Origin of the sequence: Sulfitobacter sp. 1A12056 (genome assembly GCF_043558125.1) — a bacterium.
Lineage (GTDB): Bacteria > Pseudomonadota > Alphaproteobacteria > Rhodobacterales > Rhodobacteraceae > Sulfitobacter > Sulfitobacter faviae.
On sequence record NZ_JBIFFY010000004.1, the window covers coordinates 37862 to 53292 of the forward strand.

A 15431-nucleotide genomic window follows, 5' to 3' on the forward strand; every position below is an offset into this window, starting at 1 on the left:
AAAGGAGACCTGCATGACTAACCCGCTTCTGACCGATTGGGAGACTCCCTTCGGCATCGCCCCCTTTGACCGCATTTCCGACGATGATTTCGCCCCCGCTTTGGAGGAGGCGCTCACCGCCCACCGGGCCGAGATCGACGCCATCGCCGAGAACCCCGAAGCCCCCAGCTTCGCCAATACCATCGAGGCGCTGGAAGCCTCCGGCGCGGCGCTCGACAAGGTTCTGAGCGTCTTCTTCACCGTCGCAGGCGCAGACAGCAACCCGGCGCGCGAGGCACTGCAGCGCGACTTCTCGCCCAAGCTCGCCGCGCATCAATCGGCGATCTCGGGCAACGCGAAACTCTTTGCCCGCATCAACGCCGTCTGGGAGGCGCGCGACAGGCTCGACCTCAGCGAGGAACAGGCCCGCGTGCTGATGCTGACGCACCGTGGCTTCGTCCGCTCAGGCGCCGCGCTGACGGGGTCGGAGGCCGAGCGCATGAAAGAGATCAAGGCGCGGCTGGCTGTGCTGGGCACGCAGTTTACCCAGAACCTGCTGGCGGATGAGCGCGACTGGTTCATGCCGCTGTCCGAGGACGATCTGACCGGCCTGCCGGATTTCGTGATCGATGCCGCCCGGGCCGCGGGCGAAGAAAAGGGCGCGCGAGGCCCGGTGGTCACGCTGTCGCGCTCGCTCATCACGCCCTTCCTGCAATTTTCGGACCGCCGCGACCTGCGCGAGAAGGCGTTCCGCGCGTGGGAAGCCCGCGGTGCGAACGGCGGCGAGACCGACAACCGCGAGATCGCGGCCGAAACACTCGCCCTGCGCAAGGAGCGCGCGGCGCTATTGGGCTACGACAATTTCGCCGCCTACAAGTTGGAAACCGAGATGGCGAAGACCCCGCAAGCCGTGCGCGACCTGCTGATGTCGGTCTGGAGACCGGCCAAGGCGCAGGCCGACGCCGATGCCGAGGTGCTGACCGCGCTGATGCGCGAGGACGGCGTGAACGGGGCGCTGGAGCCTTGGGACTGGCGCTACTACGCCGAGAAGCGGCGCGCGGCGGAGCATGATCTCGATGAGGCGGCGCTGAAACCCTATTTCCAGCTCGACCGGATGATCGACGCGGCCTTCGACTGCGCCAACCGGTTGTTCGGGCTGGAGTTCGCAGCCCTTGACGTGCCGCTCTACCACCCCGATTGCCGGGCGTGGGAAGTGACGCGGGACGGCCAGCATGTGGCGGTCTTCATCGGTGATTATTTCGCGCGCGGCTCGAAACGGTCGGGCGCGTGGTGCTCGGCGATGCGCGCGCAGGCGAAGTTCCCGCGCGAACAGGCCCCCGTGGTGATCAACGTCTGCAATTTCGCCAAGGGCGATCCAGCGCTGTTGTCCTACGACGACGCCCGCACGTTGTTTCACGAGTTCGGCCATGCGCTGCACCAGATGCTCTCGGATGTGACCTATGAAAGCGTCAGCGGCACCTCGGTGGCGCGCGACTTCGTGGAGTTGCCGAGCCAGCTTTTTGAGCACTGGCTGGACCAGCCAGAGGTGCTGCAGAAATTCGCGACCCATGCGCGGACGGGCGAGGCCATGCCGCGGGAGATGCTCGACAAGGTGCTGGCCGCCGCGACCTTCGACATGGGCTTTCAGACGGTGGAATATATCGCCTCCGCCCTTGTCGATCTGGAGTTCCACGACGGCGAACCACCTGCCGATCCGATGGCGAAACAGGCCGAGGTGCTCAGCAGCATCGGCATGCCGCAGGCGATCCGCATGCGCCACGCCGCCCCGCAGTTCGCGCATGTGTTCTCAGGCGATGGCTATTCCAGCGCCTATTACAGCTACATGTGGTCCGAGGTAATGGACGCCGACGCCTTCGCCGCCTTCGAGGAGGCTGGCGGGGCTTTCGACGCCGAACGCGCCGAGGCGTTGGAGGAACACATCCTCTCGACCGGCGGCAGCCGCGATCCGGCAGAGCTTTACACCGCCTTCCGGGGGCGACTGCCGGGGGTTGAGGCGCTGCTCAAGGGGCGCGGGCTGGCCGCCTGAGCCTTGCCGGGGCCGGGGGTCAATATCCCCGGTCGCGGTCGACCAGATGCAGCAGGGGCTCGCCGGCCTCGCTGCGGCGGATGTTTTCCGCGATGACTTCCGAGGCCGTGTCGTTGCGCGTGGCCGCCGCGATATGCGGGGTCACGGTCACCTTCGGATGCGCCCAATAGGGATGATCCTCGGGCAGCGGCTCTACCCGGAAGACATCGAGCGTTGCATGGGCGATCTGCCCGCTATCGAGCGCTGCCAAGAGCGCATCGTCGTCGATCAGCGGCCCGCGACCGGGGTTGATGATGAAGGCGCCCTCGGGCATTTGCGCCAGCGTCTCGGCATTCAGAACGTTCTGCGTGGCGGGCGTGTCGGGCATCAGGAGCACGGCGATCTCGGCGCGTTTGAGCGCCTCCTTCAGACCCTCGTCGCCATGCAGGCAGCGCACGCCCTCGATTTGCTTTTCGCTGCGCGACCAGCCGGTCACGTCAAAGCCCACTCCCACCAGCGCCTCGGCCACAGCCTGCCCAAGCGCGCCGATGCCCAGCACTGCGACGCTGCGCTCGCGCGCCAGCGGCGGGGTGCGCGGCTCCCATTTGGCATCCTTGCGCAGAATGTCGGTATCCATCCCCAGATGATGGCGCATCACGTGGCCGGTACACCATTCCACCATGCCGTGGGTCAGGCCGAAATCGACCATCCGCGCCAGGGGGATCTTGAGGGTCTCATTGCCGGTGATCGCCTCCACCCCGGCCCAGAGGTTCAGCACCGCCTTGGCGCGGGTATAGGGGGTGAAATCCTGCAAATCGCTGTTGGGGGCGTAGACGATATAGTCGACCTCTTCAGGCGGCAGATCGGTGGCCAGCGTGAAATCCTGCCCCGGCAGTGCTTTGCGCAGCGCTTCGTTCAAAGGCTGTTCGTAGCCGTCCCAGCGTTCGGCTTTAGCGGCGAAGAGAATGTTGATCGTCATGAATTACCTCGGTCTATGAACATGCGCCGATTGCACCAAGCCGAAGGCCAGCAGCAGCACCAGCATGGCCGAGCCGCCATAGCTCACCATCGGCAGCGGCACGCCGACCACGGGGGCCAGCCCCATGACCATCGACATGTTAACGGCGAAAAAGAGAAAGAAGTTAAGCGCGATGCCAAGGGTCAGCAGGCTTGAGAAGCGGTCCTTGTTCTTCACCGCCGAAGCCACGCAGAACAGGATGATCAGCGCGTAAAGACCCAGAAGGGAGACGCCGCCGACGAAACCGAACTCTTCGGCCAGCGTGGTGAAGATGAAGTCGGTGTGTTTCTCGGGCAGGAAGTTCAGCCGCGACTGGGTGCCTTGCATATAGCCGCGCCCCGACCAGCCGCCCGAGCCGAGCGCAATCTTGGATTGGGTGATGTGATAGCCCGCGCCAAGCGGGTCTTGGCTGGGGTCAAGGAATGTATCGATGCGGCGGTATTGGTAGTCTTTCAGCAATTGCCACGGCGTTCCGCGCGATTGAAAGACAGCGGTGACCAGCCCGATGGCGGCGGTGATAACGGCGGCGAAATAGGCCCAATGCACGCCTGCAAGGAACATCAGCCCGCCGCCCGCGGTCAACAGGAGGATCGAGGTGCCCAAATCGGGCTGTTTTAGCACCAGCGCGGTGGGGATCACGATGATCAGGATCGGCACCAGCACCCAAAAAGGGCGCGAGACCTTTTTGACCGGCAGCCAGTCGTAATAGGCCGCCAAAAACAGGACCAGCGTGATCTTCATCAGTTCCGACGGTTGCAACCGCATGAAGCCGATGTCGATCCAACGCTGCGCGCCCATGCCGACCGAGCCGAAAAGTTCGACCGCGACCAGCAGCACCAAGGTCGCCCCATAGGCCACGCCCGACAGGTTGCGCCAAAGCCAGATCGGCACCATCGCCACGGTGAACATGATCGCCATGCCCATGGCGAAACGTTTCATCTGCGGTTCGGCCCAAGGGGAGAATGACCCGCCCGCAACCGAATAGAGCATCAGAAAACCGACGCCCGCGACACTGGTCAGCAGGATCGCCAGCGGCCAGTTCATAAAGAGGATCTTGCGCAGCCCTGTGGGGACGGATTTGACCGTATGCTCAAGATAGCTCATGCCTGATCCTCCCCCTGTAGATTGGCGGTGGTCTCGGGCGTGGTGTTGCGCAGTTCCTCTTGCTGGGTGGCGATGCGGCCCCGGTCGGACTTGGGGTAGGCTTCGAGCGGCGGCTCGCCGCCCGCCATGGCCTGCAACATCACGTCGCGCGCAATCGGGGCCGCGGCTGTCGAGCCGCCGCCGCCGTGTTCCACCAGCACGCAGGCTGCGTATTTCGGTTTGTCATAGGGCGCAAAGCAGACAAAAAGCGCGTGGTCGCGGCGTTCCCACGGCAGGTCGGCGTTGCTGGTCACGCCGCGGGCGCGTTCGGCGGCGGTGATGTTGCGCACCTGACTGGTGCCGGTCTTGCCCGCCATGCGCATCGTGTCGTCGATGATGCGGCTGCGGTAGCCGGTGCCGCGGCGGTCGTTCACCACGTCGTACATCGCCTTGCGCAATTGGCGCAGGTTGTTTTCGTTCAGCCCCATCGGTTCGCCCGCGCCGCTGGGTTGCTCTACCCCATCGATGGATTTGATCAGCCGCGGCGTCACCGCGCGGCCCGTGGCGATCCGCGCGCTCATCACCGCCAATTGCAGCGGGGAGGAGAGGGTGAAACCCTGCCCGATAGAGGCGTTGACCGTGTCGCCGACGACCCAATCCTCACCCCGGGCCGAGCGTTTCCACTGTTTCGTGGGCGCCAGCCCGCCCGCGACCGAGGACAGCGCAAGATCATGTTTGATCCCAAGGCCAAAGCGGTTCGCCATGGCGGTGATCTTTTCGATCCCGACTTTTACCGCCAGATCGTAGTAATAGACATCGCAGGATTGTTTCAGCGAATGTTGCAGGTCGACCCAGCCGTGGCCCGCGCGTTTCCAGCAGTGGAACCGCCGCCCCGCGACCTCCAGATGACCGGGGCAATAGACCGTCTCATCGGGGGTGACGATGCCCTCTTCGATGGCGGCAAGCGCCACGATCATTTTGAAGGTCGAGCCGGGCGGGTAGGTGCCCTGTATGGGTTTGTTCACCAAGGGGCGGTATTTGGAATTGAGCAGCGGATTGTAATCCGCCGAAGAGATGCCGCCGATAAAGAGGTTCGGGTCATAGCTGGGCGAGGATGCAAGCGCGGCCAGATCGCCATTCTCGCAGTCGATGATGACCACGGCGGCGCTTTCCTCGCCCAGACGGGCCTGCACATAGCGTTGCAGATTGGCGTCCACGGTCAGTTGTAGATCGGCCCCGGCCTGCCCCTCGCGCCGCTCCAACTCGCGCATCACGCGGCCCGTGGCGTTCACCTCTACATGTTTGGTGCCCGCCGCACCGCGCAGCAGGTTTTCGGCGCGGGCTTCGACGTTGATTTTGCCGATCTGGAAACGCGGGATGCGCAGCACCTGATCGGGGTTTTCCAGCGCGTCGAGGTCGGCTTGGCTCACCCGGCCCACGCGGCCCACCACATGGGCGAAATCCGCGCCGCGCGGGTAGACGCGGGTCAGGCCCACTTCGGGCGTGACGCCGGGCAGGGCGGGGGCGTTGACGCTGACTTTGCTCACGACTTCCCAACTCACGTCATCAACGATGGTGACGGGCAGGAATGGGGCAGAGCGCGACATTTCGGTCATGGCGCGTTCGCGGGTCTCCTCGTCGATCTCGATGACTTGGGCGAGCCGCTCCATCACGGCTTCCACGTCGCCCGCATCCTCGCGGACCATGACGATCCGGTAGGAGGGCACGTTATCGGCAAGCTGTATGCCGTTGCGGTCGAAAATCTCACCCCGGGCGGGGGGGATCAGGCGGATGTTGATGCGGTTCTCTTCGGCCAGCAGGCGGAACTGGTCGGCCTGATCGACCTGTAGATAGCGCATGCGCGCGGCCAGCCCGCCCATGAACAGCAGTTGCGCCCCGCCCAAAAGGGCGGCGCGGCGCGTCAGGCGCGTGTGGGTTGCATCATTGTCGGCGCGGCTTCGTCTCATCTCATCGCTCCCCGATCACACCCGTTTGCCAAGCGCATCCAGATCGCCCGGCGCGGTCTTGCGCACGCCCATGATACCATGGGTCACCGCCACGATCAGCGGATAAGCGAGCGTCGTCAGTGCCAATTCCGTGAGGTTCAGCGTCAGCGAAGGCGTCGGCACCAGCGCAAGGCTCAGGAGAATCCGGTTGGCAAAGATCACCATGGTCAGGATCACCGCCACGGTCAGCCATTCGGCGGCAAAGCTCGCGTCCCGCAGGTGCCGCCCCCGCGATTTGAGGTTCTCGACCCCGATCAAGGCCAGAACCGCCCAAAGGCCGGGCGGGCGTTGCAGCAACAGGTCCGCCAGCAGAAAGACCAGCGCCAGAAAAAGCGAGGGCACGTATTCAGGCCGTCGGAGCCCCCAAGCACAGGCAAAGCCCAGCAGCAGGTCCGGCCCGGCCCAAGCCCGCGGGGTCGTCTCAAGCGGGAGGAGGTGGAAGAACAGGATCACCAGCGCCAGCGCGACAAAGCTCAGGCGCATGACCCAAAGGCGGCTGCGCGACAGATCGGTCATGGCTGCACCCCGACCGGCGCTGCCGGATCGGCCAAGGGGCCGTCGGAGGTGATGACATGGGCGGTGTCCGGCACGGTTTCATTGCCGTGGTGGCGCAGCACGCGCAGGAATTCCAACCGTTCGTAATCCGCCGCCAGCCGCACGCGCAGCCGCCCGCCCGGATCGGCGGCGACCTGTCCAATCAGGATGCCCGCGGGGAACACGCCGCCATCGCCCGAGCTGATCACCCGGTCGCCGGGGCGGACCAGCTCGCGGTTCTCGATGAAATCCAAGGGCGGCGCGGCGCTGTTGTCGCCCGCCACGATGGCCCGTTGTCCCGAAGGCTGGATCGTCGCCGGGATGCGGCTTGAGGCATCGGTCAGCAGGATCACCCGCGCGGTGTTCTTGCCCACGCCCGCGATGCGGCCCACAAGGCCGATGCCGTCCATCGTGGCCCAGCCTTCGACCAGCCCGTCGCGCGCGCCGACGTTCAGAAGCACCGATTGGCGATAGGGCGAGCCGCTGTCGGCCAGCACCGTGCCGGTGATGAAGGTCAGCCGTGGGTCGAGCCGCACGTTGTTGAGGTCCAGCAGCCGGGCGTTCTCTTGCTCAAGTTGCAGCGCGGCCTCTTTCCACGCCTGCATCTGCCGCAGTTCCGAGCGCAGCTCGCGGTTCTGCTCGCTCAGGCGCTGGTAGCTTTGGAAGTCGCGCAAGAGGTTGATGGTGCCGGTGACCGGGGCCATGGCCCAGTCGAGATTGGGCACGAAACGATCCGTCACCTGCGCGCGAAAGCGTTCAACGCGGGGGCTGTCAATGCGCCAAAGTAGGAAGATGCCGGTCAGCGCCAATACCAACACGACCAGCAGCAGCCGCCGCAGCGGGCCGGTGAAATCGCTGGAACTGGAACGGTCCTTGGCCATCTGTGCCGAAACTCCCACCCGGTCAGGCGGGGCGTCTTCGCCACGTGCCGGGTCTGGCTAACTTGCCAGTGTTAACTGTCGTAGTCGATCGCGTGGCGCAGCTGCTTCTCGTATTCCAGCGCCTTGCCGGTGCCGAGGGCCACGCAGTTGAGCGGCTCATCCGCGACTGAGATCGCAAGCCCGGTCTGTTCGCGCAGCGCCAGATCGAGGTCGCCCAAAAGCGCGCCGCCGCCCGTGAGCATCACGCCGCGGTCAACGATGTCGGCGGCCAGGTCGGGCGGGGTGGTCTCCAGCGCGGTCATCACTGCCTCACAGATCTGCTGCACCGGTTCGGCCAGCGCCTCGGCGATCTGGGCTTGGGTGACTTCGATCTCTTTCGGCACGCCGTTCAACAGGTCGCGGCCGCGGATCTGCATCGAGGTGCCGCGCCCGTCGTCGGGCATCCGCGCCGTGCCGATGGAGGTCTTCACCCGCTCGGCCGTCGTCTCCCCGATCAACAAGTTCTGCTGGCGGCGCAGGTAGCTGATGATGCCCTCGTCCATCCGGTCACCGCCGACACGGACCGAGCGGGCATAGACGATGTCACCCAGCGACAGCACCGCGACTTCGGTCGTGCCGCCGCCGATGTCGACGACCATATTGCCGGTGGGGTCGGTGATCGGCATCCCCGCGCCGATGGCCGCAGCGATAGGCTCTGCAATCAGGCCGGCGCGGCGCGCGCCTGCCGACAGCACCGACTGGCGGATCGCGCGTTTCTCAACCGGGGTGGCGCCATGCGGCACGCAGACGATGATCTTGGGTTTCGAGAAGGTCGAGCGCTTGTGCACCTTGCGGATGAAGTGCTTGATCATCTCCTCGGCGGTGTCGAAATCCGCGATGACCCCTTCGCGCATCGGGCGGATCGCCTCGATGCTGCCCGGGGTGCGGCCCAGCATGAGTTTCGCATCCTCACCCACGGCGAGCACTTTCTTGACACCGTCCTTGACGTGATAGGCCACAACCGAAGGTTCGCTCAACACGATGCCCTTGCCCTTGACGTAAACCAGCGTGTTCGCGGTGCCGAGGTCGATCGCCATATCAGAGGAGAACAGGCCGCGGAATTGATCGAGGATGGACATAGAGTAGCGGAGCCTTGCAACTATTCGGACAGGCCCGCCTGCATGGGTCCACGCGCGGGCTATTGGCTCTTATAGGGCGCACGGGGTCAGGGTGAAAGGGGCAAGACCGCAAAGGTGGCGCGATATTGCCGCCGCGCTATCATAGAGCGGAATATTTAGGGCGCAGCACAGGCAGAGGACGGCGATACCATGCAGAAGTTACAGACACTTGGGGTGCATCACATTACCCTCACCGGGGCGGACCGGCAAAGCTCCATCGACTTTTGGGAGGGGGTGTTGGGGATGCCTTTCATCTTTGACCAGCCCAATCTGGATGACCCGGACGAGGGGCATTTGTATTTCGATCCCGGCGATGGTCGGCTGATCACGATCTTCACCAATGAGAACCGCAAGCGGGTGCACAACCGCACGCCGATGGACCCGGGCTGCGTGCATCATCTGGCCTTCGAGGTGGACCGCGCGATGTTTGATCAGGTGCCCGCGCGGTTGGAGGCGCGGGGCATCGGGCATTCCGGCGTGAAGGACCGCGGCTTCATGCATTCGATCTATTTCAAGGATCCGCTGGGGCTGTTGATCGAACTGGCTTGCTACACTTTCATCCCACCGCGCGGGTCGAGCCATGCCGAGGTGATGCTGGAGGCCCACAAGCTGCGCGTGGCGGCGGGGGATGATCATATCCAGCGCCAGCATCTCGCGGATGCAGTGGTGAAGATCGTAGAGCGGGGGCAGGCGTCGCTGAGTGACGATCGTGGGGCGAAGAATCCGTATTGAAGTTGCCACCGGGCCCGGAATCAAGCCGCAGGCGCCGGGCCATCGCCTGCCCGCCCGTCACGCCAAAGGCGTGCCGATATACACTGGCGCACCTTTGGTGCGACCGGGTAGGCGATTTGGTGAGGCTGGGTGCGACCTTGCCAGCGCACATCATGGTTGAGCCATAAAGTGACACGGGGCACCCGCTGGATCGCCAACCCGCGGGCAGGCGGTGCCCCTCGGTTGACGAATGCCACCGGGCCCGGAATCAAGCCGCAGGCGCCGGGCATCGCCTGCCCGCCCGGACGGGGGGGCGATTTAGTGAGGCTGGGTATGCCATTTTGAGGGTGCGCCATGGCAGATCAATAAAGTGGTATGAACTAAGGTTTGGTTCGCCACCCCGCGGGCAGGCGATGCCCTACTTCCATACTGTATACGTAAAAAGGCGGGGTCACCCCCGCCCCATAATTCAACTCACATCTTTATAATTAATCTCGCGCTTGTCCGTGCCACCCTTCTCGCGCCGCACCAACAGGCGGTTCAGCGCGTGGATATAGGCTCGCACGCTCGCCACCACGGTATCGGTATCCGCCGACTGGCCGGTCACGATGCGGCCCTCTTCCTCCATCCGCACGGAAACCGTCGCCTGCGCGTCGGTGCCCTCGGTCACCGCATGCACCTGATAAAGCTGCAACCGCGCGGAATGCGGCACCAGCGCCTTGATGCAGTTGAACGCCGCATCGACGGGGCCGTCGCCGGTTTGGTTGGTGGTCTGCTCTGCGCCGTCGATCTCAAGCATCATGTCGGCGGTCTGCGGGCCATCGGTGCCGCAAACGACCTTGAGCGATTTCAGGCGAATGCGGTCTTCCTCGGGGTCCGTCGCGGTCCGCATCAGCGCGATGAGGTCGTCTTCGTAGATTTCCTTCTTGCGGTCGGCCAATTCCTTGAACCGCACAAAGACATCCTTGAGCTGGTTGTCGCCCAGTTCAAACCCGAGCTCTTCGAGCTTGGACCGCAACGCGGCGCGGCCCGAATGCTTGCCCATGACGATATTGGTCTCGGTCAGGCCCACGTCCTCGGGGCGCATGATCTCGAAAGTCTCGGCGTTCTTCAGCATGCCGTCTTGGTGGATGCCGCTTTCGTGCGCGAAGGCGTTCTTGCCGACAATGGCCTTGTTGAATTGCACGGCAAAGCCCGACACGGCGGCGACACGGCGCGAGATGTTCATGATCTTGCGGCTGTCGATGCGGGTCTCATAGGGCATGATGTCATTGCGCACCTTGAGCGCCATGACGACCTCTTCCAGCGCGGTATTGCCCGCGCGTTCGCCCAAGCCATTGATGGTGCATTCGATCTGCCGCGCGCCAGCCTCGACGGCAGCGAGGCTGTTGGCCGTCGCCATGCCGAGGTCGTTGTGACAATGGGTGGCAAAGACGATCTCATCCGCACCGGGCACGTTTTCCAGAAGCTTCGCGATCAGATCGGCGCTCTCGCGAGGGGCGGTGTAGCCCACGGTGTCGGGGATGTTGATCGTGGTGGCACCCGCCTTGATGGCGATCTCCACCACCCGGTAGAGGTAGTCAAGCTCGGTCCGCGTGGCATCCATCGGCGACCATTGCACGTTGTCGCAGAGGTTGCGCGCGTGGCTCACCGTCTCATGGATGCGGTCGGCCATCTCGTCCTTGGTGAGGTTCGGAATGGCGCGGTGCAGGGGCGAGGTGCCGATGAACGTGTGAATGCGCGGCTGGGCTGCGTGTTTCACCGCTTCCCAGCAACGGTCGATATCGCCCAGTTGCGCCCGGGCAAGGCCGCAGATCACGGAATTCTGGCTCTGCCGCGCGATCTCGGACACCGCTTTGAAGTCGCCCTCTGAGGCGATGGGAAAGCCGGCCTCGATAATGTCGACGCCCATCTCGTCCAAGAGCGAGGCGATCTCAAGCTTCTCGGCATGGGTCATCGTCGCCCCGGGGGATTGTTCGCCATCCCGCAAGGTGGTGTCAAAAATCAGCACACGGTCCTGTTTCGTCATATCTGTCATCCTGGGTTCTTTCTTTGCTGGTATCCTTGGCGCGCAACACATCCCTCTGAGCGGGCGCGCCGAAGGGCACGCTCAGAGGCGGATTAGGTGCAGCAAGTTGGCGCGCAGCAGGCCCGCGCAGTTGCGCGGCAGGGTCGGGATATGGACGGCCTGTGTCATGGGAGTAGTTATACGCCCGTCTTTTCAAATGAAAAGGGGGTGTTGCGGCTTTTGTTTGCCCCTGCGTCAGCGCCGCCTATCTGCCAATAAGCAAGGGAGATCAGGATGCAGCGACAAGTGATACCATGGGTGGCGGCATGAGCGCGCGGGTGCTGGTAATTGGGGCCAGCGGCGGGATCGGCGCGGCGCTAAGTGCGGCTCTGCGTGCGCGCGGCGATACGGTGACGGCCCTGTCCCGCACGGGCGATGGGCTGGACCTGACGGATGAGGCATCGGTCAATGCCGCGCTGGAGGGGCTGAGTGGCCCTTTCGACGCGGTGATCGTCGCCACCGGCGCGTTGGAGATCGACGGGGCCACACCAGAGAAATCGCTGCGTGCCGTCACGCAAAAGGCGATGCTGGATCAGTTCGCGCTGAACGCGGTCGGCCCGGCGCTGGTGCTGCGCCACGCAGCAAGGCTTTTGCCCCGCGACAGGCGTGCGGTGTTCGCCGTGCTCTCGGCGCGGGTCGGCTCCATCGGGGACAACCGTCTGGGCGGGTGGATCAGCTATCGCAGCGCCAAGGCGGCGGTGAACCAGATCGTGCATACCGCCGCGATCGAGCTGAGCCGCAGCCATCCGCAAAGCATCTGCGTGGCGCTGCATCCCGGCACTGTGGAGACACCATTCACCGAGAAATACCTTGGCCGCCATCCGGCTGTTCCGGCTCCCCAAGCGGCGGGCAATCTACTGCGGGTGATCGATGGGCTGACCCCGGACGATAGCGGCGGGTTCTTCGACTGGGCCGGAGAGGCGGTGCCGTGGTGAGCCGTTTGATCTTGGTCTTGGGCGATCAACTCTCGCTAAACCTGTCGTCCCTGCGCGAAGCGGATAAGGCGCGCGATGTGGTGGTCATGGCCGAAGTGGCGCAAGAGGCGGAATATGTCCGCCACCACCCTAAGAAGATCGCGCTGGTCTTTGCCGCGATGCGCAAGTTCGCGCGTGCGTTGGAGAAAGACGGCTGGACGCTGCGCTATACCCCCTTGGACGATCCCGAGAATGCGGGCTCAATCGTGGGCGAATTGCTCCGCCGTGCGGAAGAGGCGGGCGCGGGTGAGGTGATCGTGACCGAGCCGGGGGAGTGGCGGCTGATCAACGCGCTGACCCACGCGCCGATCCCCACACGGCTTGTGCCGGATGACCGCTTCATCGCCAGCCGCAAACGGTTCGAGGATTGGGCCGAGGGGCGCAAGGCGCTCAGGATGGAATACTTCTACCGCGAGATGCGCCGCGAGACGGGGTTGTTGATGGAGGGCGATGACCCCGCAGGCGGCAAGTGGAATTTCGACCACGACAACCGCAAACCTCCGAAAGAAGGGCTGGATATCCCCGACCCGCTGACCTTCGCCCCCGATGCGGAGGTGGAGGCGGTGCTGGAACTGGTGACGGCGCGCTATGGCGACAACTTCGGCGATCTGCACCCCTTTGACTTTGCCACGACGCGCGCGGAAGCCTTGCAAGTGTTGGCGCATTTCATCGCCCACGCCCTGCCGCGTTTCGGCGACTATCAGGACGCGATGCTAGAGGGGCAGCCCTATCTCTTTCACGCGCTGATCTCGCCCTATCTCAACCTCGGGCTGCTGGACCCGTTAGAGGTCTGCCGCGCTGCTGAGGAAGCCTGGCAGGCGGGAGACGTGCCGATCAACGCCGCCGAAGGGTTTATCCGCCAGATCCTCGGTTGGCGGGAATATGTGCGCGGCATCTATTTCCTCGAAGGGCCGGACTATGTTGAGCGCAACGTGCTGCGCCACGACCGGGACTTGCCTGCCTTTTACTGGGGCGCCGATACCCAGATGAATTGCCTGCGTCAGGCGATTGGCCAGACCCAGAAACACGCCTATGCCCACCATATCCAACGGCTGATGGTGACGGGCAATTTCGCCCTGCTGGCCGGGATCGACCCGCATCAGGTGCATGAGTGGTATCTGGAGGTCTACGCCGACGCCTATGAATGGGTCGAAGCGCCCAACACGGTGGGCATGAGCCAATTCGCCGATGGCGGGGTGATCGCCTCGAAACCCTATGTGTCGTCCGGAGCCTATATCAACCGCATGTCGGATTACTGCAAAGGGTGCAGCTATAGCGTCAGCACCAAGGCGGGCCCGAAGGCCTGCCCCTTCAACCTGCTCTACTGGCATTTCCTTTACCGCCACCGCGAGCGGTTTCAGGGCAACATGCGGATGAAAAACATCTATGCCACTTGGGACCGTATGGACGACGACCGGCGCGAAGCGGTCCTGCGCGATGCGGATAAATGGTTGCAGCGGTTGGACGCGGGCGAGACGGTCTAGGCCGTCGCTGCTTTCAAACGCGGGCCGGGAACGGTTGGCCCGTTGCGCGCCTTCGCCGCTGCGATCCGCCCTGCAAGCCTCTGCGCGCTCTGCGGCGCGTGGCCCGCCGCCACGCAGTCATCAACGTTGCCGCCGTCCTCCAGCAGGATGCGCAGGATGGCGTCCTCTGCACGGGCCTTTTCCGTGTCGGGGGAGGAGGCCGGGCTGGGCGCCGGCCCCTGCATCCATGCCCGCGCCGTCTTGCTGCGCCAGTCGCAAAGTGCCCGCACCTCGGTTTGGTACAGGTCTTTGACCGGGTTGAAATCCCCCGGCAGGGCCACAGTCCCCATGGCGGCGGCGGATTTGTTCTGTGCCGTCAGCAGCATCTCCCCCGCGTCATCGGCCAAGGCGTGCAGCATCAGGCCGCGCAGGGGAGGGGTGAGCGTCTCGGTGCTGACTTCTGCCCCGAGCGCGGCCAGTTCATCCCGCAGCGCGGCGTGCAGATTGTCCGACAGCGGCAGGGCAATCTGGCGGACATTCTCGGCCCCCAAGGCATCCCGCGCGATTGCCGCCGCGAGTGCGGTATCGTTCCCCTCGGCCTGTTCGATCAGCACTTTGGAAGCGCCGGTTTTGGCAACATAGTCCCGCAGCCCCACGACCAAGGCCAGATAGTCCCGTTCCAGCGCATCTGGCTGCGGCGCGAAGGCGCTTTCGGCGATGCTCCAGCCCTCGGGACCGCGCTCTAGATCGACATGGGCAAACGCTGTGTCGAAGGCGGGCATCTGCAATGCCAGCTTGCCGCCGGGGTTCAGCGCGAATGTGGCGCCGTCGAAAACCGTCTCACCCTCGCCGCCGGTCATGTTGAGGTGGATCACCGGCAATTCCGTTTCGATCACCCGCGCGACCATGTGGTTGAGGCGCCGCTCCATCGCGCCGCGCAAATGGGGCGCGGCATGGGGGATCAGCAGCAGTTCGGCCCCCGTCTCGGCCTGCGTTTCGGCCACGTCGCCCGTCTCACCATCCGCGCCGATGGGAGAGCCGATGCGCAGCCCCGCCACCGCATAGGGGCCGCTGATCGGCACGGGATCGAAGGGCGCGCGCGGTCGGGGCGCGTGTTGCAGCACCCTGTGCGCGATCTTTCCGCCTTGCAGAATAAGGTAAGCGTTGTGGAGCTTGCCCGCCGCGACCCACGGCGCGCCAAGTGCCAAGGCGGGGCCATCAGCACAATGCGCGGCCAACGCTTCAAGCTGCGCCAAGACATCGTGCTGAAAGGCAGGGTTTTGCGACAGCCCTTGCGCGTCATGCCCGGTCAGGAAGAGTTCGGGCAGGGCGACCATCTGCGCGCCTGCGTCGCGCCCGGCCTGCCATGCGTTGCGGGCCAATGCCGCGTTGCCGGTCAGATCACCGGCGGTGGGGTTCAACTGCCCGAGGGTGAGGCGGAAACGGTCTGACATGGCAAGGCTCCGGGCTGGCTGGCACCGGGTGGGTCTAGCAGATCGGACCGGGGGCGAAACCCCCGTGCGCAGAGCTG

The 15431-nt window shown here is 64.6% G+C and carries 12 protein-coding genes; 4 read left to right on the plus strand and 8 right to left on the minus strand.

Annotated features, from left to right (window positions below):
• Window positions 1–13: 13 nt before the first annotated feature.
• Window positions 14–2026, plus strand: coding sequence for a M3 family metallopeptidase (locus ACGYLD_RS09955; protein WP_394402394.1), 2013 nt, complete (start codon window positions 14–16; stop codon window positions 2024–2026).
• Window positions 2027–2045: 19 nt separating this feature from the next.
• On the opposite strand, the gene ACGYLD_RS09960 is transcribed toward ACGYLD_RS09955, so the two are convergent.
• The 6 genes from ACGYLD_RS09960 to ACGYLD_RS09985 form a co-directional block, all read right to left on the minus strand.
• On the minus strand, window positions 2046–2984 hold the full coding sequence (locus tag ACGYLD_RS09960; RefSeq protein ID WP_271692349.1) for a glyoxylate/hydroxypyruvate reductase A: 939 nt from the start codon (window positions 2982–2984) through the stop codon (window positions 2046–2048).
• Between the two features lie 3 nt (window positions 2985–2987).
• Window positions 2988–4127, minus strand: a complete 1140-nt coding sequence (gene rodA, locus ACGYLD_RS09965) for a rod shape-determining protein RodA (RefSeq protein WP_067265296.1) — start codon at window positions 4125–4127, stop codon at window positions 2988–2990.
• Window positions 4124–6073: a penicillin-binding protein 2 gene (mrdA, locus tag ACGYLD_RS09970; protein WP_271692348.1), complete on the minus strand. Its 1950-nt coding sequence runs from the start codon at window positions 6071–6073 to the stop codon at window positions 4124–4126. Before mrdA ends, rodA begins: the two co-directional genes overlap by 4 nt.
• 15 nt (window positions 6074–6088) lie before the next feature.
• Window positions 6089–6628, minus strand: coding sequence for a rod shape-determining protein MreD (locus ACGYLD_RS09975; protein WP_067265291.1), 540 nt, complete (start codon window positions 6626–6628; stop codon window positions 6089–6091).
• Window positions 6625–7527, minus strand: a complete 903-nt coding sequence (gene mreC / locus ACGYLD_RS09980; protein ID WP_067265288.1) for a rod shape-determining protein MreC — start codon at window positions 7525–7527, stop codon at window positions 6625–6627. The genes ACGYLD_RS09975 and mreC overlap by 4 nt, the downstream gene beginning before the upstream one ends.
• Before the next feature lie 71 nt (window positions 7528–7598).
• On the minus strand, window positions 7599–8645 hold the full coding sequence (locus tag ACGYLD_RS09985; RefSeq protein ID WP_040700660.1) for a rod shape-determining protein: 1047 nt from the start codon (window positions 8643–8645) through the stop codon (window positions 7599–7601).
• 189 nt (window positions 8646–8834) lie between these two features.
• On the opposite strand from ACGYLD_RS09985, the gene ACGYLD_RS09990 reads away from it, so the two are divergent.
• A complete protein-coding gene (locus ACGYLD_RS09990) occupies window positions 8835–9416 on the plus strand; it encodes a VOC family protein (protein ID WP_394402398.1) in 582 nt (193 codons plus the stop codon).
• 448 nt (window positions 9417–9864) lie between these two features.
• Here ACGYLD_RS09990 and ACGYLD_RS09995 read toward each other — a convergent pair whose 3' ends face one another.
• Entirely contained in the window at window positions 9865–11433 is a 1569-nt protein-coding gene (locus ACGYLD_RS09995; protein ID WP_394402401.1) for a 2-isopropylmalate synthase, read from the minus strand.
• Window positions 11434–11729: 296 nt separating this feature from the next.
• On the opposite strand from ACGYLD_RS09995, the gene ACGYLD_RS10000 reads away from it, so the two are divergent.
• Window positions 11730–12398 (plus strand): SDR family NAD(P)-dependent oxidoreductase, encoded by a 669-nt coding sequence (locus ACGYLD_RS10000; protein ID WP_271692345.1) that lies wholly within the window; start codon window positions 11730–11732, stop codon window positions 12396–12398.
• A complete protein-coding gene (locus tag ACGYLD_RS10005; RefSeq protein WP_271692344.1) occupies window positions 12395–13921 on the plus strand; it encodes a cryptochrome/photolyase family protein in 1527 nt (508 codons plus the stop codon). Before ACGYLD_RS10000 ends, ACGYLD_RS10005 begins: the two co-directional genes overlap by 4 nt.
• Here ACGYLD_RS10005 and ACGYLD_RS10010 read toward each other — a convergent pair.
• A complete protein-coding gene (locus tag ACGYLD_RS10010; protein ID WP_271692343.1) occupies window positions 13918–15354 on the minus strand; it encodes a nitrilase-related carbon-nitrogen hydrolase in 1437 nt (478 codons plus the stop codon). The genes ACGYLD_RS10005 and ACGYLD_RS10010 overlap by 4 nt on opposite strands.
• Window positions 15355–15431 lie beyond the last annotated feature (77 nt).

What these genes read in the sequence shown, in the direction of transcription:
- ACGYLD_RS09955 (WP_394402394.1), top strand. Translation starts at nt 14, where the DNA reads ATGACTAACCCGCTTCTGACCGATTGGGAGACTCCCTTCGGCATCGCC.
- ACGYLD_RS09960 (WP_271692349.1), bottom strand. Translation starts at nt 2,984, where the DNA reads ATGACGATCAACATTCTCTTCGCCGCTAAAGCCGAACGCTGGGACGGC.
- rodA (WP_067265296.1), bottom strand. Translation starts at nt 4,127, where the DNA reads ATGAGCTATCTTGAGCATACGGTCAAATCCGTCCCCACAGGGCTGCGC.
- mrdA (WP_271692348.1), bottom strand. Translation starts at nt 6,073, where the DNA reads ATGAGACGAAGCCGCGCCGACAATGATGCAACCCACACGCGCCTGACG.
- ACGYLD_RS09975 (WP_067265291.1), bottom strand. Translation starts at nt 6,628, where the DNA reads ATGACCGATCTGTCGCGCAGCCGCCTTTGGGTCATGCGCCTGAGCTTT.
- mreC (WP_067265288.1), bottom strand. Translation starts at nt 7,527, where the DNA reads ATGGCCAAGGACCGTTCCAGTTCCAGCGATTTCACCGGCCCGCTGCGG.
- ACGYLD_RS09985 (WP_040700660.1), bottom strand. Translation starts at nt 8,645, where the DNA reads ATGTCCATCCTCGATCAATTCCGCGGCCTGTTCTCCTCTGATATGGCG.
- ACGYLD_RS09990 (WP_394402398.1), top strand. Translation starts at nt 8,835, where the DNA reads ATGCAGAAGTTACAGACACTTGGGGTGCATCACATTACCCTCACCGGG.
- ACGYLD_RS09995 (WP_394402401.1), bottom strand. Translation starts at nt 11,433, where the DNA reads ATGACAGATATGACGAAACAGGACCGTGTGCTGATTTTTGACACCACC.
- ACGYLD_RS10000 (WP_271692345.1), top strand. Translation starts at nt 11,730, where the DNA reads ATGAGCGCGCGGGTGCTGGTAATTGGGGCCAGCGGCGGGATCGGCGCG.
- ACGYLD_RS10010 (WP_271692343.1), bottom strand. Translation starts at nt 15,354, where the DNA reads ATGTCAGACCGTTTCCGCCTCACCCTCGGGCAGTTGAACCCCACCGCC.